A 22229-nucleotide genomic window follows, 5' to 3' on the forward strand; every position below is an offset into this window, starting at 1 on the left:
TGGCACTGGCACTGGCACTGGCGCTGGCGCTGGCGCTGACGCTGGCTCGGGGACCGGGGCGGTGCGGTCGATCGCACACCGAATGCCCCACCGATCCGCGCGCGAGTGATGCCCGCCGACCGGCAGTGGCGCGAGACGAAGCGCTACCCCAGCCCACATGCAGAGAAACGGAAGATCCCATGACGATGCCCGCACTCGCCGTCGGTGACGGCGTACTGCTTCGCGATGGTGCGGAGTATCGCCTGCTCTCTGGTTCACTCCACTACTTCCGGGTGCATCCGGCACAGTGGGAGGACCGACTGCGCCGACTTGCCGCGATGGGGGCCAACACCGTGGACACTTATGTTCCGTGGAATTTCCACGAGCGGCGGGAGGGTGAGTTCGCGTTCGACGAGTGGCACGACCTGGCCGGCTTCATCCGCCTCGCGGGAGAGATCGGTCTCGATGTGCTGCTGCGTCCGAGCCCGTATATCTGTGCCGAATGGAACAACGGCGGACTGCCGAGCTGGCTGACGGCGCGCACGCGCAGTCTCCGCTCGTCGGATCCCTCGTTCCTTGCCGCTGTGGATGCCTGGTACGACGAGCTGATCCCACGGATTGCTCCCCTGCAAGCGGCGTACGGTGGGCCGATCGTCGCGGTTCAAGTCGAGAACGAGTACGGCTCCTTCGGGTCCGACAGCGCCTACCTGGAGCACCTCGCTGCAGGACTGCAGGAGCGGGGGATCGTCGAGCTGCTCACCACAGCCGACGGCACCCGTGCCGACATGCTGGGCAACGGATCGGTGCTGGAAGCGGCAACCCCGACGTTCACGTTCGGGACCGGTGCGGCGCTCGCGGACGCGCTGCGCCCCGCCGGTGCCCCGCTGATCTGCGGAGAACTGTGGGGCGGCTGGTTCGACCACTGGGGCGAGAAGCACCACGTGCGATCGGCGGAGAGCATGATGGGAACCATCACCGAACTCCTGGAGCTGGGCGGATCGGTGAGTCTGTATATGGCGCACGGTGGGACGAACTTCGGGCTCTGGGCCGGGGCGAACTGGGACGGCGAACTGCAGCCGACCGTCACCAGCTACGACTCCGATGCGCCGATCGGCGAAGACGGCACGATCACCGACAAGTTCCATGCGCTTCGGACGGCGTTCGCGCCGTTCCAGGCGAGGGAACTGCCGCCCGTCCCCGAAGCGCCGGTGTTCCAGCGCCCGCAGACGGTGCCGCTCGCTCCGGTCGCGTCGCTCTATGAGGCCGTGCGCGCCCACGCCACCGATGCCGATGCGCATTCCGCCATGCCACAGACGTTCGAGGAACTCGGGCAGCCGGATGGCGTCGTGGCCTACCGCGCGATCGCCGATTTGCCCGGCGATGTGGAGCTGTCGATCGACGGTCTGCACGACCGTGCGGTGATCTTCGTGGATGGCGAGCGCGTCGCTCTGCTGGAACGTGACCGTTCGGTGTCCACGATGCTCGCGGGTCCCGCGCGTCGCGCCGAGATCACGATCGTCGTCGAGGCTCTCGGGCGCATCAACTACGGCCACCGGCTGGGTGAGCACAAGGGCATCACGGGCGTGCGACTGGAGCGGCGGCTCGTGCACGGGTGGTCGCACACTCTGCTCCCGGAAACCGCGTGGGACGCTCCCGAAGCGCCGGGCGCGGATGGAGTCGCGGTCGCCATGGTGAACGTGACAGAGGTCGCCGACGCCTGGATCGCCCTCCCCAACGGCGGTGCCGGCTGGGTGTGGCTGAATGGGTTCCTTCTCGGTCGCTATAACGGCATCGGGCCGCAGGCCACGCTCTATGCCCCTGCGCCGCTGTGGCACGAGGGGGCGAATGAGGTGCGGGTCGTCGACTTCGTATCACTGCCCACGTGCGTCGAGGTGCGCGATGCCCCCGACTTCGGCGAGGTCGAGGAGTTCATCGGCTACTGAAGCGGCACCTGCACTGTGGCTGTCGCGTGCTGTCGGGGTTGCGCTGAAACAATGAGCGCGCGCCGAATCCATGAGCATTCGGGGGGATACGTCATGGATTGGCCGCAAAGTCATGCGCTCACGACGGGGGGCTTAAGCCAGAGAGACCGCGGATGCGGCGGGGGTGGCTCCGAGCTGTCGCGTCGTGCCTGCGCTTGGTCTGGTCGCCCGCGGCACCTCCGCCGAATCCGCGAGGCGCCGGCGGGACGTTTCATGGCGTGGCTGCATGATCATGCGCTCGGGATGGCGGGGCAGCACGGTCGCGAGTGTGAAGGCGTCCCCTGGTGCCCTCGCAGTGGTGTGGTGAATCGAGGAGCATGCGCCGAATCTCTGAGCGGTTTGCGGGACGCGTCATGAATTGGCCGCATGGTCATTCGCTCGGGACGGGGACGGGGGCGGGTTCGGTGGGGGCGAGCGTGGACGTGCTGCGGCCGTGGAACTCGGGAGCCCGGCGGTCCGCAGAGGCCAGAACGCTTCGTCGAGAATCCGACGCCGATGGCCCTGTTGTCGAGAGCTGCGCGAGAGTCGCCAGGATCAGCCGCTAGGGGGATCCGCTGGCGGAGGTGTCCGCCTAGGGTCGGATCATGGACGAGACGACGCGCACCCCACCGTGGCTGGTGGTCGAGGACCTGCTGCTTCTCCTGCTGGATGATCAGCGGGGCACGTTGTCGGTCGGCGTGGACCCGGGGCTGGCGATGGGCGGCGCGATGCTCATGGATCTGGCGCGCGCGGGACTCGTCGAGTTGTCGCCGCGTGCGGGTCTGCTCTCCTCTCCCACGGTGACGGCGACGCCCGACGCGCACTGCGACGATCCGCTGCTGCGCGCGGCCGCGGAGACGGTCGCCGCGAAGCCACGCAACGCGATGGTCATGGTTCGGGCGCTCGCGAAGATCGACGGCGAGTCGACGCGAGATCTCGTCGCCGCGCGACTGGTGGAGCGGGGTGTGCTGGAGCGTCGGGGCGGGCGAGTGCTGGGCTTGTTCCCGCGCACCGAGTGGCCGACAGCCGATGCCGCCCACGAGGCCGCGCTGCGTGCGGGGCTGCGGGAAGTGCTGATCCTCGATCGCGATCCCACCCCGCACCAGGCAGCCGTCATCTCGATTCTGCAGGCGCTGAATCAGCTGCGCGTGGTTGCGAAGGATGAGACGCGGTCGACGCGCGATGTGATCAAGCGCGCGAAGGCGATCCGCGAGGTGAGCCTCGCATCGGCGGCCGTGGAGGCGACCGTCCAGGCAGCAGCCCAGGCGGCGGAGGCAGCCACGATCGCCGCAGTTTCCGCTGCGGTGTCGGCGGCCGTGGTCGCGACAGCGAGCGCTTCGGTGAGCTGATCGGCACACCCGATCGGAGTGCGGACGAGAGGATCGATTCCTGCGACTGTCGTGTTGTGGAGGCAGTGACCTGCCGCATGATCGGAGGGGATACGATCTCCGGATGGAGACGTCGCGCGACTTCGCCCTGGGGGCCCTGGCGTTCGGGCTCGGACTGGTGCTGGTTGTGGCGAACTTCACGCCCGAGTGGTGGTCGATCGTGAGCGTGGTTCTCCTCACCCCGGTGACACTGGGAATGGCGGTCCGCGCCGTGATCGCCTCCCGCCGAGAGCGCGCCGCCACGGAGTAGCCCGCCGGCCACTTCATCGTCGGTGGTCGGCGCTGCAGCGGCGCGGACGGGGCAGAATCGAGGAGTGAGCACTGCGACCTCCGAATTCGACAGCATCGACCTCGACTCCCTCCGCTCGGTCGGAGGCCTGAAATGGACGCGATTCCCCGACACCATCGGGATGTTCGTGGCCGAGATGGACTTCGGCACCGCGCCCGCTGTCCGTGACGCGATGCATCGCGCGATCGACGACGGACTGCTGGGCTACCTGCCGCCGACGCTCGCGAATCGGTTGGGCGAAGCAACGGCCGCCTGGCAGCGGGATCGGTACGGCTGGGATGTTCCTGCCGCCAACGTTCGCCCGGTGGGTGACGTGCTCACCGCGCTGCAGATCGTGATCGAGAAGTTCTCCGCCGCCGGCTCGAAGATCATCCTGCCCACCCCGGCCTACATGCCGTTTCTCACGATCCCGCCGTCGATGGGTCGCGAGATCGTCGAGGTGCCGATGCTCGTCGACAACGGACGGTACAGCCTGGATCTCGCGGGCATCGAGGCTGCTTTCGCCGACGGGGCGGGCCTTCTCATTCTGTGCAACCCGTACAACCCGGTGGGTCGCGTCTTCACCCGCGACGAGTTGGAGGCCGTCGCGAGCATCGTCGAGCGTCACGACGGCCGGGTGTTCGCCGATGAGATCCACGCGCCGCTGGTCTTCGCCGGTGCCTCGCACATTCCGTACGCTTCGCTGTCGGAGGCCACGGCCGCACACACGGTGACCGCGACCTCGCCATCCAAGGCGTGGAACATGCCGGGTGTGAAGTGCGCGCAGGTGATCCTCTCGAACGACGCCGATATCGACACCTGGACCGCCGCGTTCGGTGCGGGCGCGCCAGGCGCATCCACGCTCGGTGTGGTGGCGAACATCGCCGCCTACGAGGAGGGCGGCGCGTGGCTCGACGAGGTGACCGCGTATCTCGATGAGAACCGCCGCACGCTCGGAGACGATCTGGCCGAGCTGATCCCCGGCATCCGCTACACGATGCCCGAGGGCACCTACATCGCGTGGCTCGACTGTCGTGACCTGCCCATCGAGGGATCGGCAGCCGCGTTCTTCCGCGAGCACGCGGGCGTCGCGCTCACGGACGGAATCGACTGCGGCGGACCCGGCGAGGGATTCGTCCGCATGATCTTCGCCACGCCGCGGCCGATCCTTCGCGAGGCGGTGCGCCGCATGGCGGCCGCGCTCGCGGGCTGAACGAACGACAGCGGCGCATCCATCCGGATGCGCCGCTGTCGTTCGTTCAGACGATCACGCCGAGGGCTGCGCGCAGCTCTTCCTTCGCCCGCGCGTAGCGCGACCGCGCTGTCGCCGCGGGGATGCCGATGATCTCTGCCGCTTGCGCCAGCGTGAAGCCATCCCAATGGACGAGCTGGATGATCTCGGCGAGTTTCGGCTTCAGGCGCTCGATCGCATCGCGAACCTCTCCGCCGTCGTCAGCCGGAGCGGTCACTGCAGACGAGATGTGCGAGCGGATCCGATCCGCCAGCGCCAGGCGCCGGCGCTGCCCCCGAGCGTGGTTCAGCAGCGTGCCGCGCGCGAGTCCGAACAGCCACATCCGGGCCTGCACTGGGTCGGTGGGCACATCATCGACTCGCCGCCACGCGATCAGGAGCGTCTCGCCGAGGAGGTCCGGCGCGTCATCCGCTCCGACGCGACGGTGCAGGTAGCGGAGGAGGTCCGCGTTCGACTCGTGCAACGCGGCGGTGAGGCGCTGCACGTGGTCAGCGGCCGACGTCACGAGGTCACAGCCTCACACAGCAGTTGCTCGTTCCCCTCGAAGGCCAGACTGACTTCGGCCTGCTCGGCGAGCTGCGCGACCGTCTCAGCCATCGCGACCCGGTGAGCAATGGCGTAGATGTCGTCGTCCGTCGGCGGAGTATCACCCGTGGGATCCTCCCACTCGCCATCGGCGTTGACGATCTGGATCCGAGTCTGTGGGTCGGATCGAATGCGATCCGCCCAGCTTTTGACCAGCGCGTCGTCCACGTGGAGATCTCCCACGCTCGCGACGAACCCGGCCCAGTCGCCCGCCAGTTCTCGCGGCTCGACGACGACAGACCGCAGCTCGCATTCGCGCCCGCTCGGCAGCGTGAACGCGTACACCGCGTCGGGATGCTGCGCCCACGGCAACCAGGACAGCCCGCCGCTCGCGACTGCGGTGCCGGCCCCTCCCATCAGCACGATCGCCAATCCGAGTCCGGCGAGCACGCGCGGCGTGCGGCGCGTCCGCGGCTTCTCGGCGAAGATCTGCGCACGTGCGGCGTGCGTCGTCTGATCCAGGGCTCGGGTCAGCTCATCGCCGACCGTGAGGTCCGGGGGTGCTGAGCGCTGGAGAAGGTGATCCAGCCGGTCGTACGTTTCCATGTCTCTCCCATCGTGGTGGGTCCGTTATCTGAGACATGTCCGGCACCGCCGTCCATGATGACGGCAGTGCCGGATTCGCGCCTTACCCTTGACTGCGCGGCGCAGTTCCTCGAGTTCACCCCTGCTCAGCGGGAGTTGACGGCTCCGGATGCCGCCGACGAAAGCGCCGTCGAGGCGTTCATCCGCGAGCACTGGAGTGAGTACCTCGAGACCGCCGAGAATGCACGCCCGCCGCTCCGCCGCGCGTATGGAGATGTCGCTCGGCATCTCCGACGCAGAGTCCTTCGAGCTGGCGCCGCACGGCCGCTCGACCACGGTCGCCGAAGCCGAAGCCGAAGCCGAAGCCGAAGCCGAAGCCGAAGCCGAAGCCGAAGCCGAAGCGCTGCTGCTCGACTGAGGCGACGACGGCGGCTGCCCCTGGTGGTGGGGCAGCCGCCGTCGTCATGTGCGGTTGGGGTCAGATGCTGTGGCGGTCGTGGTGCGCGTCGCCGTGGCGGTTCCCACGGTGTCCGTCGCCGTGATGACTCCCACGGTGTCCGTCGCCATGACGGAAGTCGCGGCTGTCGGCGTCGTCGGCATGGCGCTGACCCCAGGGTGCGGGGCGACCGCGGAAGGGGCGGTCGGTCGAGAACGCGCCGTCGAACTCATCGTGTCCGAAATGAGCGCGGGGTCCGCCGACGTGTCCGGGGCCGAAGCCCTCGGGGTCGAAACCGCGGTCCCGTCCGTGGAACCCGCGTTCTCCGTGGAATTCGCGCTCTCCGTGGAACTCACTGTGTGCATGCCGGCCACGGGAGTCGCTGTGACGATCGCAATCGCCGTGCTCGTGGCCCGCGAACACACCGTTTCCCGCGTCAGCGGATCGCATACCGCGCCCGCCGAAACCGCGGTGGGCGAAGCCGTGACGCGGTCCTCCTTCGCGCAGGTGCTGCATGAGGCGACGGCGACGGCGCACGTCACGCAGCCGCTCCTCGCCTCCCAGTTCCTCGACGATGGAGGTGAGCGCGTCCGTGGTGGCGGTCAATTGCTCGGGTGTGAGCACCGACTCGATGCGCGAGCGCGAAGCCGTCAGCCGGTCATCGATGCGCGTGAGCGCTGCTCGGCCTTCGGTGGTGATCATCGGGCGGCCGTCCGCGAACGTGATCCAGCCCCGCATCAGCAGGTGGCGGAGACGGAAGCCTCCGAAGCGCGCGCGGCCGAGGCGTCCGTGCCCCCGGTGTCTCGGGTGGCGGTGGCCGCGGCGCTCATCCGTCGGGCCTGCCTCCGAGGCCGGCGCACTCTCCGTACCGGCAGTGCCGGTGGCGGCGTCGCCGAGAGGCGCGTCGGTGTCGAGTTTCCCGTTCGACGGGATGGTTGCCCACGGGGCTGCATCTTCGATTGGGGTGGTGGTGTCCGCTGCCGCCGCGTCCGTTCCGGCGAGTCGGCGCAGCAGGCGCGGGTCGTGTCGACGGATGCCCTCGGACGAGAGGATGTCGGCACGTTCCGCGCGGACGAGCTGGTCGGCGGCGCGGATGAGGAAGGCGAGTGAGCGCTCGCCCAGAGGGGTGTTGTTCGGGGTGTTCATGAGAAGTCCTTTCGGGAGCCGAAGCTCGAATGTATGTCAGATGACAAGTGAATGTAGTGTGACATGCATTCGAGAAGCTTGTCAAGTGACATATATACTTTCCCCATGACCGACGAGCAGCAGCCCACGGATCCGGTGGAGGCGATCGTCGCCGCGCTCGGCCGTATCCGCGGCCGACGTGGCCCCCGGCCCGGCGGGCCAGGGCCGCACGGCTTCGGGTCTGGCGGGCCGCACGGTCACGGCAGTGCGCATGATTTCGGCGGTGCGCACGACCACGATGGCCACGATCACGACAGGGCGCACGGTCGGGAGGGGGATCGCGGCGGCCGCACGCATCGTGGCGGTCCCGAGTGGGGCCCCTTTGGCGGTCGCGGCGCCGACCCACGTGCAGCCGAGTGGATGTCCGCGATGGGCGGCCGTCTCGGCGGTCCTGCGCGGTTCCGTCTCCTGGAGGTCCTCGCCGCCGCATCGGGGTCGTTGACAGTGTCCGAGATCGCCGACGCCGTCGGCGTCGACCAGCCGCGCGCATCGCGATTGGTTCAGCAGTCGGTGCAGCTGGGTCTCGTCCAGCGCGAGGCTGACCCGGACGACGCGCGACGCACGCGGGTGGCGCTCACCGATCGGGGTCGTTCGATCGCCGGCGGCATGCGCGGGCATCGCCACGACACCGTCCGTACCGCCCTCGCCGCGCTCACGCCCGACGAGCAGGCGGAGTTCATCCGGCTCCTGGCCAAGTTCGCTGCCGCCTGGCCTCGCGACTGATCCGCGACTCGCTGCGGACAAGCGCGGTCGTCACAGATACCGCGCTTGTGGCCTGACATTGACCTTGCGACTGGCCGTGGCCTCGCGCCGGGCGCGGCCGGGGCCGTGGCTGGGACCGAAGCCGTGGCTGGGACCGACGCGGTAGTCGTGATGAAGGCGGGGATCCGAAGCCGTGGCTGGGACCGACGCCGTCGTCGTGTGGGCCGGGATCCGAGCGATGCCGTGGTCGTGACGAGGGCCGGGATCCGAGCGATGCGGCGGCTGGGGCCGATATTTCTTCGTCGGCGCAGATGGATCCAATCTCTCGGAATACGAGCGTCGTGCGCGCAACGAACGAGGGTTCACCGGTGCGACCCCGGTGACCACTAAGGTGAGCGCATGACCGGCGAGACTCCCCACACGCCCCCGACCACCGTCGATACCGACGCGTTGCCGGCGCTGGCGCTCGATCAGAACCTCGATCGCACCATCCCGCGCAAGCAGGTGTGGTCGTGGGCGATCTACGACTGGGCCACGCAGCCGTTCAACAGTGTGATCCTCACGTTCGTGTTCACCGCGCTGTACCTGGTGAGTGATACGTTCCTCGATCCGTCGATCGCGGCACTGCCGGATGGCGACAAGGTCAAGGACGCCGCGCTCGCGGGGCTCAGCAGTCAGCTCGGTCTCGGGACCACGGCTGCCGGGATTCTGCTGGCGCTCCTCGCGCCGGTCCTGGCGCAGCGTGCCGATGCGGCGGGGCGTCGCAAGCGCTGGCTGATCGTCTACACGACGCTGCTGATCGTCACGATGGCCGGCATGTTCTTCGTGGAAGGCTCACCGAACTTCTTCCTGCTCGGCGTGATGCTGGTCTCCGCGGGCACGCTGTTCAGCGAGCTCGCGAGCGTCAACTACAACGCGATGCTCACGCAGGTTTCCAATCCTCGAACCGTGGGGCGAGTGAGCGGTCTCGGATGGGGTCTCGGCTACGTCGGCGGCATCATCGCCCTCGTCATCGTGGTGCTGTGCAATAGCTTCGACTGGTTCGGTCTGCCCACCGATAACGGCCTGCCGTATCGGATCATCGCGGTCGGCTGCGCAGTGTGGGCGATCGTCTTCTCCATCCCGCTGCTGCTGAACGTGCCGGAGACCCCGCGGCGGAGCGTCGTGCGGCGCAACTTCTTCCTCAGCTACGTGGATCTCTGGCGCCACATCCGCTCGATCTTCCAGGACTCCCGCCCGACGTTCTGGTTCCTCGTCGCCAGCGCCGTCTATCGCGACGGCCTCAGCGGCGTGTTCACCTTCGGCGCCGTGATTGCTGCACGCGTGTTCGGATTCTCGGCGAACGAGGTGATCATCTTCGGAATCGCGGCGAATCTCATCGCCGGAATCGGGACGATCATCGCCGGTCGACTCGACGATCGCTTCGGCCCGCGCCCCGTGATCATCGGCGCGCTCACCGCCCTGTGCGTGGCGGGCCTCGCGGTGTTCCTGCTGCACGACGCCGGCCAGACGGTGTTCTGGATCTGCGGCATGGTGCTCTCCGCGCTCGTGGGTCCGGTGCAGTCGGCGTCGCGTTCGCTGCTCGCCCGCGTCACTCCCGCCGGTCGCGAGGGCGAGGTCTTCGGCCTCTACGCGACGACGGGTCGGGTCGCGAGCTTCCTGGCGTCGGGGCTCTGGACGATCCTCGTCGCGGCGATGGGCGCGATCTACTGGGGCATCCTCGGCATCATCATCGTGATCGCGGCCGGTCTCGTCTTGATGCTGTTCGTCCGTATCCCCGCCCTCGAGCGCCGCTGAGCCGCCCCGTAGCTTCTGTCTCGGAGCGTTGCGGCGCACCGGTGAGGTGACGGGAGATGACGAGCGTTGCTCAATGCCGTGTCGTGAACGGAGGAGATTTACTCCACCGGAGGACGGCGCGCCGGTAGCCGTCCTCGTTTCACGACATTGTCCTCGTTTCGCGACGGCGTTCTCGCTGGTGCTCCGCTGTGATCTCCGCTGACCTGTTGCGAGGTTCGGGCGTCTTCGCCGTGTGAGGTCTGGGCCGAGCTAGTCCGTGCTGGGCTGACGGGGTGGCGTCGGTGTCGCGAACGGAGGGGATGGGCGTCCCGCGGGTGAGGGTCCTCGTTTCGCGACATTGTCCTCGTTTGGCGACAGCGTTCTTGCTGGTGCTTTGAGGTCCTAGCCGTTCGCGTCCAGCTGGACGTCGGCGTCGGCGTCGGTGGTCGGGTCGGGTCGGGTCGGTGCGGGGCTGAAGGGTGGCGGCGGTGTCGCGAACGGAGGAGATTTACTCCAGCGGAGGGCGTCCCGCGGGTGATGGTCCTCGTTTCGCGACATTGTCCTCGTTTCGCGACAGCGTTCTTGCTGTGCTCTGAGGTCGTCGCTGTTCGCGTCCAGCTGGACGGCGTCGTCGTCGTCGGCGGTCGGGTCGGTGGGGGTCGGTGCGGGGCTGAAGGGTGGCGGCGGTGTCGTGAACGGAGGGGATTTACTCCAGCGGAGGGCGTCCCGCGGGTGATGGTCGTCGTTTCGCGACATGGTCCTCGTTTCGCGACATTGTCCTCGTTTGGTGACAGCGATCTTGCTGGTGCTCTGACGTCGTAGCCGCTCGCGCCCGACTGGACTCCGGTCGGGGCCAGTGCGGGGCTGGGCTCAGCTGAAGGGGCGACATGAGTGTCGCGAACGGAGGGGATTTACTCCAGCGGAGGGCACGCCACGGGTGATGGTCCTCGTTTCGCGACATGGTCCTCGTTTCGCGTGATGGTCCTCGTTTCGTGACATCGTCCTCGTTTCGCGACATTGCCCTCGTTTTGGTGACAGCGTCCTCGTTTCGCGACAGCGCCCTCCTTTGGTGACGGCGTTCCCGGCCACGGCATCGATACAGAGCAGCGACAGCGTCGATCTGTCGTGATCGGCTGACGCGCGTTCGGCACCCAACACTGAACGGGGGTCCGGACCTCCACACCCGAAGTCCGCCGCCCTCACCGAAACGCACCACATCCGCCACTGACCTGCGACGATGACGGGATGAGCAGCGAACGGGGACGGCAGAGCAAGCGGGCGATGCGGGAGGAGTTCCGATCGCGCAGGGATGATGACTGGGAGCTCCCACCCGGCACCGTGCCGTACTTCCGCGAACGCCTGTACGCCACGTTCACGGGCCTCGCGATCGTGCGGGTCGTGGAATCCGGGACGCACGCCGAACCGCGGCATGCCTTCCTCGCACTCCTGATGGGTGTGCTCGGCATCGTCGTGGCGGGCACGTTGTCGGAGTACATCGCGCACCTCATCGTCCATCGCACGGTCGCTCGGGGGAGCGAACTGCAGATCATGCTGCGCGCGGGTCTGGGCGCCCTGTGGACGGTGGGGCTTCCGATCGCGCTGATCGGTGCCGCGTGGCTCGGGTGGATGGATCTCCATCTCGCGCTGCGCATCTCGTCGTGGATCTACATCGTGACCCTCGCGGGCATCGGCTGGCTGGCCGTGCGGCGCTCGACCCTGCCGATGCTGGCGAAGATCATCGTGTCGGCTGGTCTCGTCGCCGCCGGATTCGGGGTCGTGGCGCTGCAGCAGCTGGCGAAATCCGTCTGATACTGAGCGTTCACCCAAAGTTGAGTCGGCGCGACTCAACTTCGACTTGACACGAATTCTCGTCGTGATCTAAGGTTGAGTCATCGGGGCTCAAGTCCCGATTCCGCGCAAGCGGACCACAGATTTCGGCTGCGGCCCGGCACGGGCGAGCCACCGCTGGAGGATCGGGAAGTCCCCCGGCACGAAAGGAAAACACATGGCACGTGCAGTAGGCATCGACCTCGGTACGACCAACTCGGTCGTCTCCGTTCTCGAGGGTGGCGAGCCCAAGGTCATCGCCAACGCTGAAGGATTCCGCACCACTCCCTCGGTGGTCGCTTTCACCAAGGACGGAGAGGTGCTCGTCGGTGAGACCGCCAAGCGCCAGGCCGTCACCAACGTAGACCGCACCATCGCATCCGTGAAGCGCCACATGGGCACTTCATGGAAGACGCAGTCGATCGACGGCAAGGAGTACACGCCGCAGGAGATCTCGGCGCGCATCCTCGGCAAGCTGAAGCACGACGCTGAGGAGTACCTCGGTGACAGCGTCACCGACGCCGTGATCACGGTCCCCGCGTACTTCAACGACGCTGAGCGTCAGGCCACGAAGGACGCCGGTGAGATCGCTGGCCTCAACGTGCTGCGCATCATCAACGAGCCCACCGCTGCTGCCCTGGCCTACGGCCTGGACAAGGGCAAGGAGGACGAGCTCATCCTGGTCTTCGACCTCGGTGGCGGAACTTTCGATGTCTCGCTGCTCGAAGTGGGCAAGGACGACGACTTCTCCACCATCCAGGTGCGCTCCACCGCCGGTGACAACCGCCTCGGTGGCGACGACTGGGACCAGCGCATCGTCGACTGGCTGATCACGCAGTTCAAGCAGTCCACCGGTGTGGACGTGGCGAACGACAAGATCGCCCTGCAGCGCCTCAAGGAGGCCGCCGAGCAGGCGAAGAAGGAGCTCTCCAGCTCCATGTCCACCACCATCTCCCTGCCCTACCTCTCCCTCACCGAGAACGGCCCGGCCAACCTGCAGGAGACGCTGACCCGCGCGAAGTTCGAGGACCTCACCAAGGACCTCCTCGAGCGCACCAAGAAGCCGTTCGCGGACGTCATCCGTGAAGCAGGCATCAAGGTCGGCGACATCGACCACGTGGTTCTCGTCGGTGGCTCCACCCGTATGCCCGCCGTCGCTGAGCTCGTCAAGGGCGAGATCGGCAAGGACGCCAACAAGGGTGTCAACCCGGACGAGGTCGTCGCCGTCGGTGCCGCCATCCAGGCCGGTGTGCTGAAGGGTGAGCGCAAGGACGTTCTGCTGATCGATGTCACCCCGCTGAGCCTCGGTATCGAGACCAAGGGCGGCATGATGACCAAGCTCATCGAGCGCAACACGGCCATCCCCACCAAGCGCAGTGAGACCTTCACCACGGCCGACGACAACCAGCCGTCCGTCGCGATCCAGGTGTTCCAGGGTGAGCGTGAGTTCACCCGCGACAACAAGCCGCTCGGCACCTTCGAGCTGCAGGGCATCGCCCCGGCCCCCCGTGGCATCCCGCAGATCGAGGTCACCTTCGACATCGACGCCAACGGCATCGTGCACGTGTCCGCCAAGGACAAGGGCACCGGCAAGGAGCAGTCGATGACCATCACGGGCGGCTCTTCGCTGCCCAAGGAGGACATCGACCGCATGGTGCGCGAGGCGGAGGAGCACGCCGCCGAAGACAAGAAGCGCCGCGAGGCCGCCGAGGTCCGCAACCAGGCTGAGACGCTCGCGTACTCCGTCGAGAAGCTCATCAAGGAGAACGACGAGAAGCTCCCCGCCGACGTCAAGGAGTCGGTCCAGGCCGACGTGGACGCGGTCAAGACCGCGCTCGCGGGCGAGGACGATGACGCCGTGAAGACGGCGTTCGACACCCTGAGCCAGAGCCAGGGCAAGCTGGGCGAAGCGCTCTACGCTTCTGCCCAGGCTGCCGGCGGCGAGGGCGACCCGACGGCGACCAACCCGGGCAACGGCGATGTGCCGAACCCCGAGGAGGACGTCATCGACGCCGAGGTCGTGGACGACGAGGACGAGAAGAAGTAAAGACATGACGGACGACAAGGACTTCGAGAACAACGAAGCCCCGTCCGGCGAGCAGGGGTCGGAGGCTCACGCCTCCGACCCCGCTTCGCAGGACGAGGAACTCACGATCGACGACATCCTGGGCGCCGCCCAGACCGACGACGCGGCTGCGGCCGACGTCATGGACATCGAATCGATCCACCTCAACGACCTCAAGCGCATCACCGCGGAGTACGCCAACTATCGGCGTCGCACCGAGGAGCAGCGCCAGATCGAGAAGCAGCGCACCACGGGTGACGTGGTCAAGAGCCTGCTTCCGGTGCTGGATGACATCGCGCGTGCCGAGAAGCACGGTGACCTCGCCGAGGGCAGCGCCTTCGCCGTGATCGCTGAGAAGATCCGCACGATCGTGTCGCGTCAGGGTGTGGAGTCGTACGGTGCCGTGGGCGACGTCTTCGACCCGCAGCAGCACGAGGCCATCTTCCAGCAGCCCGTTCCGGGCGCCACCGAGTCAACCATCCTCGATGTGGTCGAGGTGGGCTACCGCCTCGGCGACGTGGAACTGCGTCCCGCGAAGGTGGTCGTCTCGGTCCCGGCCGAGTAGGCCGAAAAGGGGACATATGGCAAGCAACGACTGGTTCGAGAAGGACTTCTACAAGACGCTCGGTGTGTCCAAGGACGTGTCCGAAGCCGACCTGAAGAAGACCTACCGGAAGCTGGCGCGCAAGTACCACCCGGACTCGAACCCGGGGGACGCTGCGGCGGAAGCGAAGTTCAAGGAGATCAGCGAGGCGTACACCGTGCTGAGTGACAAGGCTCAGCGCGAGGAGTACGACCAGATCCGGGCGATGGGCTCGGGTGCGCGGTTCCAGGCCCCCGGTGGTGGCACCGCCACCGGGGGTGGCTTCGAGGACGTGTTCTCGATGTTCAACCGCGGTGGGCGCGGCCAGCAGCAGGCCGACTTCGACGACATCTTCTCGATGTTCAATCGCGGCGGCAGTGCTGGTTTCGGCGGCCAGGCCGGCTTCCGGCCGGGTCCGCAGAAGGGCCCAGACGTCACGGCCCGCACCACGCTCGACTTCGCCACTGCAGTTAAGGGCGACACCATCACTCTCCAGGGAGAGGACGGCAAGCCGTTCAAGGTGAAGGTCCCGGCGGGTGTGCAGGACGGACAGAAGATCCGCCTGCGTGGTCGCGGTCGCGCCTCCTCGTCGGGTGGCGAGAACGGTGACATCGTGGTGTCCGTCTCGGTGCGCAAGCACCCGGTGTTCACTCGCGACGGACTCAACCTGCGGGTGACCGTTCCGGTCACCTTCACGGAGGCCGCTCTCGGTGCCACCATCGAGGTACCCACACTGGGCGGCGATCCGGTGAAGCTGAAGGTGGCCGCCGGCACCCCCTCGGGCCGCGTGCTGCGGGTCAAGGGGCGCGGCGTGGAATCCTCGAAGGGCACCGGCGACCTGCTCGCCGAGGTCCAGATCGTGGTCCCGTCACATCTCGACGCCGCCGCCAAGGAGGCGCTCGAGAAGTTCGCCGAGGCGGAGCCCAAGGAGAACCCGCGAGCGGATCTGCTCGCAAAAGCGCGCTGAATCGCGCGATGACCAACACACGACGCCGGGAACGGGGGTGACATGAACCAGGACCAGATGGACGAGGATGCGCCGATCTTCGCGATCGCCGCTGCTGCGGAGCTGGCCGGCATGCACCCCCAGACCCTGCGCCAGTACGACCGCATGGGACTGGTCATCCCCGGACGCACGCGCGGTGGTTCACGTCGCTATTCGGTGAACAACATCCGTCAGCTCCGTGAGGTGGCGCAGATGTCGGCCGACGGCATGAGTCTGCCGGCCATCGCCCGCATCCTGGATCTCGAACAGTCGGTGCGGACACTGCGTCGGCAGGTGTCTCAGCTTCAAGCCCAGGCTCAGGCCGATGCCGAGAGCCGGCCCGGCGCGCGTGTGTTCGCCGCAGGGACGACCGGATCGGTCATCACGCTGCGCGCCGGTCGTCGCGTTCGGCGTGCGACGGAGGTCATGATCTGGCGTCCGCCGCACCTGCGGGAGAGTCACCTCGACGAGGACTGACCGTCCTGGCTGAGTCCGCGGGGTGAGAGCGTGTGGAACACGGTGCGAATGGCCGCGCCATCCACGGTGTGAAGTGCGAATCCCGGCAGCGCGTCGGAATCGGCGATCGGATTCACCCGACTGCCCAGCCGCATCGTCGACACGATCCCCGGTGCTCCCAACACCGGAACCCCGGCGAATGTCGTCGTGAACGCGGCATGAATGTGGCCGGTGAAGATCGCGATGATGGCGGGGCTCTCTCGCACCACCGCCGCCAGATCGTCCGGGTTGGCGAGCCCGTACTGTGCGTCCACGATGTGGTGTCCGATGGCCACGGGCGGGTGATGCATCATCAGGACGACGGGGCCCGAGGCCGACGCGATGGCGTCGCGCGCGAAGCTCAGCGTCTCCGGGGCGAGCAGCCCGTCATCTCTGCCGTCGACATGCGAGTCGAGAGCGATGACGGTGAGGCCGCCGATCGTGAGCAGGTCACTCATGCTCCCGGAAGCGCCGATCCTCCGCAGTGCCGCGCTGAGCGGCTCGGTCAGATCGTGGTTGCCGGCGCACACGAGCAGGGGGACGTCGTTCGGAAGTTCCGCGAAAACGCTCTCGTACTCCTCGGCGAGGCCGCGATCGGCCAGGTCTCCGCTCACGAGGATCGCATCCACGCGCGGCAACGCTGCGACCTCCCGCAGCACCGCCGCGAATCGACGACGGCGTTCCTCCGACAGATCCAGATGCGGGTCGCTGAGGTGCGCGATCGTCAGCATGTGGCCCCCTTCGTCGCGTTCGGGCCCAATCTATCGAACGGGTAGCCGTTTCCCGCGACCCGCCGAGACGGGTATCGTTGCGACACGATGAGGATCACGCGGCGCACTCTGCTGGTCGGCGCCGGAGCCGGTGTCCTGGGGGTGCTTCTGGCCTCCTGCACCCCGGAGCCGGCGCCCTCACCCACGCCCGATCCGACCTCGACGCCCCCCGCTCCGGAGCCCACCGCACCCACCGGGCTCGAGCCTTCGGCCTTCATTCGCAGCTCGTGGTCGGAGGATCCGTTCTCGCTCGGCGCGGCCAGTTTCACGCCCGCGGGCGTGCAGCAGAGCGTGCGTGCTGCGCTTGCCGTCCCGGTGCTCGATCGCCTCTTCTTCGCCGGTGAGGCTACCGATGAGGAAGCCCCGGGAACGATGTCGGCGGCGGTGCGATCCGGTGTCGCGGCCGCGGAAAAGCTGTTGGATGCATCGACCACCGGCGACCGCGTGGCCATCGTCGGTGCGGGGCTCGCTGGTGCCGCTGCGGCGGCTCGCCTGGCCGTCAGCGGTCTGGAACTGACCGTCTTCGAGGCGCGCGACCGGGTGGGTGGACGCGTCCAGTCGCACGTGGACGACGACGAATGGCCGATTCCCGTCCAGCTCGGCGGATGGCTCGTCGATGACGCCCTCGACGACGTCATCGAGCGGCCGGAGCCGCTGAACCTTCGAACGGAGACGCTGTCCGGAGCGCTCTGGCGCTCCGTGGAGGGCGATGACCTCGAGGCGGTGTCCGCGAAGTCGCTGACCGATGCGATCACCGCAGCGCAGTCCCGCGTCACCGACGAATCGCTCACCGTGGCCCTGACCGAAGCAGGTGCCGATCCCGCGGACGACGCACTGGCGGCGCTGCTGGCGTATCTGTCGACGCTCTCTGGCGCGGACGCCGATCAGGCCTCGTCCTGGTTCCCACCCGTGGTGCCACCCATCGAACGCACCGCCGTGCTGGGCGACCTCGGGAAGGTGTTCGAGGACCTGCTCGGCGGCACGAAGGTGAGCCTGTCATCGCCCGTGAGCCGGGTGGCTTACGACGACAAGGGCGTGAGCCTCGGTGTGGCCACGGGCGAGTCCCTGTCGTTCGACCGTGTGCTGGTGACGGTTCCCCTCGGCGTGCTGAAGACCGACGGCATCGAGTTCTCGCCGGCTCTGCCGTTCGCCCATCGCGGTGCCATCGCCGATCTCGGGATGGGTCTCATCGAGACCGTCTGGCTGCGCTTCGACGAGCCGGTTATCGAGACGGACGCCTCGCTGTGGCACACGGTCGGCGGCGACGCCACGATCCGCACGTGGCTCAACCTCGCACCCACAACGGGCGAGAACATCCTGGTGGGGCTCATCGGCGGTACTGCGGCGGGGGAGTTCGCGAAGCTCGGCGACGATGACGCGCGGGCCGCGGCCCTTGCCTCGCTCGCGCCGTTCCTCGGGACGACGGAGTCGCCGACACCCTGAGGGCGCAGGATCACAGCCCCCGTCGCCAGCGGACGCAGGCAGTGCCGGGCGCGAGCCCGACCGCTCAGATCGCGGCGCGCGGGTGCCCGGGGCGATGCATCCGGCTGGCGAGGACGATGAGGGTCGCGATCAGCGCGAACATCGCGAGTGCGGCCGCGCAGGTGATCAGGAATTCCGCCGGCCCGGAGACCTGACGGGGGTCGAGGAAGTAGTACGGATACCAGCCGACGAACGGACCGCGCCACAGCGTCACGCCGCCCCACGCCAGGGGGAAGGCGAGCGAGGTCGGCACGATCCACCAGCTCACTCCGCGATGGCCGGGGGTGAGAATCCAGGCCAGTGCCGTGCATGTCGGCAGGAAGAAGTGCAGCACCTGATCCGACCAGGGCACATCGACGCGGATGCCGCGGATCCCGGCCTGCCAGACGATGAGCGCGAACGCGATCCCGGCGGTGATCGTCCAGGTGAGCACCAGAGCCAGGGCCACGCTGAACCAGCGTGGATCCGTCGGGCGACTCAGCGCCAGCACAGCACCGATGATGAGCACCACCACCAGCGTGCAGTTGGACTGCACGGTGAGATAGGCGAAGAAGTTGTCGCCGGCGGTGGTGTGCGAACTCAGCCCCCAGAACAGCCGATGCACCAGCGCGGTGAGGCAGACGCCCGCGGCGGTCAGACGCAGCACGCCGAAGATCGTTCGTGCCCTCACTGTCCGCCGCTGCTCCTTCCCCGCGCTGAACGCGCCATCCGGCGAGTTTACGTAACTCCGCGGCGGTCCGCGGGCCCCGCGCGGGCGTCGTCGGGGGGTCGGTGTCGTGAACGGATGAGCATGGGGCCAATCAATGACACATATCCCGAATCCCTCATCGTTTAGGCGCATCATCATTGACTCGCAGCATGAGCGCAATCGTGAATGTGGTAACGTTGCCACAGCACGAGCAAGTCACGAAGGAGTGCACGCATGCCCGAACAGGCGCTCGGAATCGGCATCGCTGGTTTCTGGCACGTCCATGCCGACGACTACGCCCGACAGGCGTCGGAGCATCCGGAAACCCGTGTGGCGGCGGTGTGGGATGACGACCCAGACCGCGCTCGCGAGGCGGGTGAACGCCTCGGTGTCCCGGTAGCGGCCAGCCTCGATCAGCTGCTCGCGCGGTTCGACGTGGATGCCATCACCGTCACGTGCGAGACCAGTACGCACAGCGCGGTGATCGGAACCGCGCTCGCGGCGGGCGTGCCGGTGTTCACCGAGAAGTTGCTCGCGCCCACGGTCGCCGAATGTGAGGCTCTGGTTCATGCATCGCGCGGCGGCGGGACGGCGCTGGTGGTGTCGCTTCCACGGTTGGCAGAGCCCGTCATCCGCACGGCGATCGAACTGGTCGAGGCCGGAGCGCTCGGCGACCTCACCTACGTCCGCGTCCGGATGGCCCATGACGGCTGGCTGCGCGGGTGGCTGCCGGAGCGCTTCGCCGACCCGATCGCGGCGATCGGTGGCGCGTTCGCCGACCTGGGCTGTCACCCGGCCTACCTGGTGCAGCGATTCCTCGGTGCACAGCCGCGTGAGGTCACGGCCACCTACGGGCGCGTGACCGGTCGGCCCGTGGAGGACAACGCCGTCGTCACGGCGCGATACGACAACGGTGCGATCGGTGTGGCCGAGGCGAGCTTCGTCACCACTCCCGGCGCTTTCGCCCTCGAGGTGCGCGGGACGGAGGCGACCCTGCTGCACGGGTTCGCCCGGGAGGGGCTGATCGGCAAGGGCGGGCAGCTCGGCGAGGACTGGACACCGGTGCCCCTTGTCCAGGCAGGAACGACGCCCTTCGACCTGTGGATCGACGCGATCCGTCACGGAGCCGACACCCGCGCGAACCTGCGCGCCGCCATCGATCTCACCGCTCTCATCGTCGCCGCGAACACCGCGGCGGAAACCGGACAGACAATCACCACCGCAGAACAGGATCAGGGAGGATCCGAATGAGCACGCAGACCACGCCCCTCCGTATCGGACTGATCGGAGCCGGCGGTATCGCCGGCGCTCACGTGGCCGGGTATCGGCATCATCCGGAGCGCATCGTTCTCGCGGCGATCGCCGACCCGGTGCGCGAGAGTGCGGAGCGGCGCCGCGGGGACGATGCAGAGGTGCGGGTGTTCGCGGACTACCGCGACATGATCGCCGCGGGTGGGATCGACGCCGTCGACATCTGCCTGCCGCATCACCTGCACGCCGCCGCCATCATCGCGGCCGCGGAGGCCGGACTGCACGTGCTGTGCGAGAAGCCGCTGTGCCTCACGCGGGAGGAGGCGGCCGCGATCACCGCGGCCGTCGAGCGCACCGGCGTCACCGTGATGTGTGCGCACAACCAGCTGTTCCAGCCCGCCGTGGCAGCCGCGAAGGCGATGATCGACAGCGGAGTTCTGGGGCAGGTCTACGAGGTCCGCACCACGGACAGCTTCTACAACGATTTCACTCCGGAGAGCATGGGCTGGCGGGCCACGGCTGCGACGGCGGGCGGTGGTGAGCTGATCGACACCGGCTATCACCCGCTGTACCTGCTGCAGCATCTCGCCGGAGGATCGCCGGTCGCGGTGACTGCGATGCTCTCACGCCACCGCCTCGCCTTCATGGAGGGGGAGGATTCGGCCCAGGTGCTCGTCCGCTACGACAACGGCGTGGTGGGACACGTGACCACCAGCTGGGCGTACCAGCCCGCGGTCGGAACGGAGAAGTTCTCGCTCGTGGGGGAGAAGGGATCCCTGACCTCCGACGGCACGACGCTGACGTCTCGCCTGCGAGGCGAGGAGCCGGTCACCGTCTCGTTCGAGCCGGTGCACGAGTTCGCCGCGGAGATCGCGCATTTCGCCGACAGCGTCCGCAACCGAACGCGCCCGATCCAGACCCACGAGGAGGGCATCGACGTGCTGGAGGTGATCCTCTCCGCCTACGAATCGGCCGCGACCGGGCGGATCGTGGACGTGGGCACCGCGGAAGCAGTCGACGCCTGAGTCGCCGACACGAGCGGCCTGAGCGCGGTGGGCCGAAGTCATCGCGATGAGGTGGATCGGCGACGCGCTCCCCGCGGACGCAGTCGATGTCTGAGCCCGCTACGCCAGCGGAACGGTCACAGCGGGGAGTGCGGCGAGCAACGCGTCAGCGAGGTCCGCGCTGCGCTCGATCTGAGGCCAGCGCCCCGAGGGAAGATCGAGGATCGTGACGTCGCCGATCCGCCGAAGCTCGCGCGCCGGATCCTGGTCGGCGCTCCTCCAGCGGCGCACATCGTCGGCACGGAACTCGGTGGCGATCACGGTGACCGGAACGTCGTAGCGCCGCGGATCGGTTAGCCGCTGCAGGGAGTCGACGGCGTGCGTGCCGTTCTCCTCGGCGCGGTCGTGCAGAGCGGCGAGCCCGGGGTCGGTATGACGGTGAGGGCGTCCGGTGCGTGGCGGGGATGGTGCACACCCGGTGAGCACGCAGGTCCCGTCGGCGCTCGGGAACCCGCCGACGTACACCGCCCGCGCCACGCGGTCGGGGCGTCGGTTCACCGCCGCATGCACCAGACCGCACGCCTCGGCGTGACCGACCAACATCACGGGACCCGCCGCGCGATCGATGGCCGAGACGATTTCCGCCACGTGATCGGCGAGCATCATCCCGGTGCGATCCGCGGTGCGAGAGGACAGACCGTGCAGCGTCAGCGCTCGCGGTTCGTGCCCCGCGGCAGCGAGGCGATCGCCCACGTCCTGCCAGCTGGAAGCGTCCAGCCACAGACCGGGGACCAGGATGACCTCCATGCCCTACCTCCTCGAGTCAGCGGAAGTACCAGCGTCCGTCCGAGCACCGCTCGGGGCGAGGGGGTTGTCGGAGAAGCGGCTCTGTGCAAGTGCCCCGTGGCATCCGTCGTGCGTGTGTCTCCGGTTCTGCGTGTGGGATCGGAGGCATCGCGCGGGTCCGTCGTCTCGCTGGCGTTCGCTCAGGAATCGGAGGCGAGGGTGCGGGGTGTGGGGTG

21 protein-coding genes are annotated in these 22229 nt (G+C 68.0%); 15 read left to right on the forward strand and 6 right to left on the reverse strand.

All coding sequences use genetic code 11. From position 1 onward, the window contains the following. Nucleotides 1-179 precede the first annotated feature (179 nt). The 4 genes from ACI3KU_RS06350 (at nt 180) to ACI3KU_RS06365 (ending at nt 4809) form a co-directional block, all read left to right on the forward strand. The gene (locus tag ACI3KU_RS06350) at nt 180-1922 is read left to right on the forward strand and encodes a glycoside hydrolase family 35 protein (RefSeq protein ID WP_404921455.1); all 1743 of its coding nucleotides are present in this window, start codon (nt 180-182) and stop codon (nt 1920-1922) included. Between the two features lie 623 nt (nt 1923-2545). After that, on the forward strand, nt 2546-3289 hold the full coding sequence (locus ACI3KU_RS06355; RefSeq protein ID WP_404921456.1) for a GPP34 family phosphoprotein: 744 nt from the start codon (nt 2546-2548) through the stop codon (nt 3287-3289). Between the two features lie 103 nt (nt 3290-3392). After that, nucleotides 3393-3578, forward strand: a complete 186-nt coding sequence (locus tag ACI3KU_RS06360; protein ID WP_404921457.1) for a hypothetical protein — start codon at nt 3393-3395, stop codon at nt 3576-3578. Nucleotides 3579-3642: 64 nt separating this feature from the next. Continuing rightward, nucleotides 3643-4809, forward strand: a complete 1167-nt coding sequence (locus ACI3KU_RS06365; protein ID WP_404921458.1) for a MalY/PatB family protein — start codon at nt 3643-3645, stop codon at nt 4807-4809. Between the two features lie 46 nt (nt 4810-4855). Here the strand turns inward: ACI3KU_RS06365 and ACI3KU_RS06370 are convergent, their stop codons facing one another. Together ACI3KU_RS06370 and ACI3KU_RS06375 are read right to left on the reverse strand one after the other, a co-directional pair. Then, nucleotides 4856-5353 (reverse strand): RNA polymerase sigma factor, encoded by a 498-nt coding sequence (locus tag ACI3KU_RS06370; RefSeq protein ID WP_404921459.1) that lies wholly within the window; start codon nt 5351-5353, stop codon nt 4856-4858. Next, on the reverse strand, nt 5350-5979 hold the full coding sequence (locus tag ACI3KU_RS06375) for a hypothetical protein (RefSeq protein WP_404921460.1): 630 nt from the start codon (nt 5977-5979) through the stop codon (nt 5350-5352). The genes ACI3KU_RS06370 and ACI3KU_RS06375 overlap by 4 nt, the downstream gene beginning before the upstream one ends. Before the next feature lie 253 nt (nt 5980-6232). On the opposite strand from ACI3KU_RS06375, the gene ACI3KU_RS06380 reads away from it, so the two are divergent. After that, nucleotides 6233-6376: a hypothetical protein gene (locus tag ACI3KU_RS06380; protein ID WP_404921461.1), complete on the forward strand. Its 144-nt coding sequence runs from the start codon at nt 6233-6235 to the stop codon at nt 6374-6376. Between the two features lie 60 nt (nt 6377-6436). Here the strand turns inward: ACI3KU_RS06380 and ACI3KU_RS06385 are convergent, their stop codons facing one another. After that, nucleotides 6437-7540, reverse strand: a complete 1104-nt coding sequence (locus ACI3KU_RS06385) for a hypothetical protein (protein ID WP_404921462.1) — start codon at nt 7538-7540, stop codon at nt 6437-6439. A 105-nt stretch (nt 7541-7645) separates the two neighbouring features. Between ACI3KU_RS06385 and ACI3KU_RS06390 the strand changes: the two genes are divergently transcribed. From ACI3KU_RS06390 to ACI3KU_RS06420, 7 genes are all read left to right on the forward strand, one after another. Then, entirely contained in the window at nt 7646-8302 is a 657-nt protein-coding gene (locus ACI3KU_RS06390) for a MarR family winged helix-turn-helix transcriptional regulator (RefSeq protein ID WP_404921463.1), read from the forward strand. A gap of 378 nt (nt 8303-8680) precedes the next feature. Then, nucleotides 8681-10078, forward strand: coding sequence for an MFS transporter (locus ACI3KU_RS06395; RefSeq protein ID WP_404921464.1), 1398 nt, complete (start codon nt 8681-8683; stop codon nt 10076-10078). Nucleotides 10079-11302: 1224 nt separating this feature from the next. Continuing rightward, complete coding sequence (locus ACI3KU_RS06400; protein WP_404921465.1) at nt 11303-11866, forward strand: hypothetical protein; 564 nt, start codon at nt 11303-11305, stop codon at nt 11864-11866. Nucleotides 11867-12062: 196 nt separating this feature from the next. Further along, on the forward strand, nt 12063-13931 hold the full coding sequence (gene dnaK / locus ACI3KU_RS06405) for a molecular chaperone DnaK (RefSeq protein ID WP_404921466.1): 1869 nt from the start codon (nt 12063-12065) through the stop codon (nt 13929-13931). Between the two features lie 4 nt (nt 13932-13935). Continuing rightward, nucleotides 13936-14514 carry a nucleotide exchange factor GrpE gene (locus ACI3KU_RS06410; protein WP_404921467.1) on the forward strand — a complete coding sequence of 193 codons (579 nt, stop codon included), beginning with the start codon at nt 13936-13938 and terminating at the stop codon, nt 14512-14514. Between the two features lie 16 nt (nt 14515-14530). Next, a complete protein-coding gene (locus ACI3KU_RS06415) occupies nt 14531-15499 on the forward strand; it encodes a DnaJ C-terminal domain-containing protein (RefSeq protein ID WP_404921468.1) in 969 nt (322 codons plus the stop codon). 42 nt (nt 15500-15541) lie between these two features. Next, on the forward strand, nt 15542-15994 hold the full coding sequence (locus ACI3KU_RS06420; RefSeq protein ID WP_404921469.1) for a heat shock protein transcriptional repressor HspR: 453 nt from the start codon (nt 15542-15544) through the stop codon (nt 15992-15994). Here ACI3KU_RS06420 and ACI3KU_RS06425 read toward each other — a convergent pair. Then, a complete protein-coding gene (locus tag ACI3KU_RS06425) occupies nt 15976-16743 on the reverse strand; it encodes a metallophosphoesterase family protein (RefSeq protein WP_404921470.1) in 768 nt (255 codons plus the stop codon). The two genes, ACI3KU_RS06420 and ACI3KU_RS06425, sit on opposite strands and share 19 nt — an antisense overlap. Before the next feature lie 87 nt (nt 16744-16830). On the opposite strand from ACI3KU_RS06425, the gene ACI3KU_RS06430 reads away from it, so the two are divergent. Continuing rightward, entirely contained in the window at nt 16831-18225 is a 1395-nt protein-coding gene (locus tag ACI3KU_RS06430) for an FAD-dependent oxidoreductase (RefSeq protein ID WP_404921471.1), read from the forward strand. 64 nt (nt 18226-18289) lie between these two features. On the opposite strand, the gene ACI3KU_RS06435 is transcribed toward ACI3KU_RS06430, so the two are convergent. Beyond that, the gene (locus tag ACI3KU_RS06435) at nt 18290-18934 is read right to left on the reverse strand and encodes a Pr6Pr family membrane protein (RefSeq protein ID WP_404921472.1); all 645 of its coding nucleotides are present in this window, start codon (nt 18932-18934) and stop codon (nt 18290-18292) included. Between the two features lie 252 nt (nt 18935-19186). On the opposite strand from ACI3KU_RS06435, the gene ACI3KU_RS06440 reads away from it, so the two are divergent. Beyond that, nucleotides 19187-20203, forward strand: coding sequence for a Gfo/Idh/MocA family protein (locus ACI3KU_RS06440; protein WP_404921473.1), 1017 nt, complete (start codon nt 19187-19189; stop codon nt 20201-20203). After that, complete coding sequence (locus ACI3KU_RS06445; RefSeq protein ID WP_404921474.1) at nt 20200-21228, forward strand: Gfo/Idh/MocA family protein; 1029 nt, start codon at nt 20200-20202, stop codon at nt 21226-21228. The genes ACI3KU_RS06440 and ACI3KU_RS06445 overlap by 4 nt, the downstream gene beginning before the upstream one ends. A 99-nt stretch (nt 21229-21327) precedes the next feature. Here the strand turns inward: ACI3KU_RS06445 and ACI3KU_RS06450 are convergent, their stop codons facing one another. Then, nucleotides 21328-22014 (reverse strand): esterase/lipase family protein, encoded by a 687-nt coding sequence (locus ACI3KU_RS06450; protein ID WP_404921475.1) that lies wholly within the window; start codon nt 22012-22014, stop codon nt 21328-21330. Nucleotides 22015-22229 lie beyond the last annotated feature (215 nt).

The sequence above is a fragment of the Microbacterium sp. ZW T5_56 genome, assembly GCF_044987425.1.
GTDB lineage: Bacteria > Actinomycetota > Actinomycetes > Actinomycetales > Microbacteriaceae > Microbacterium.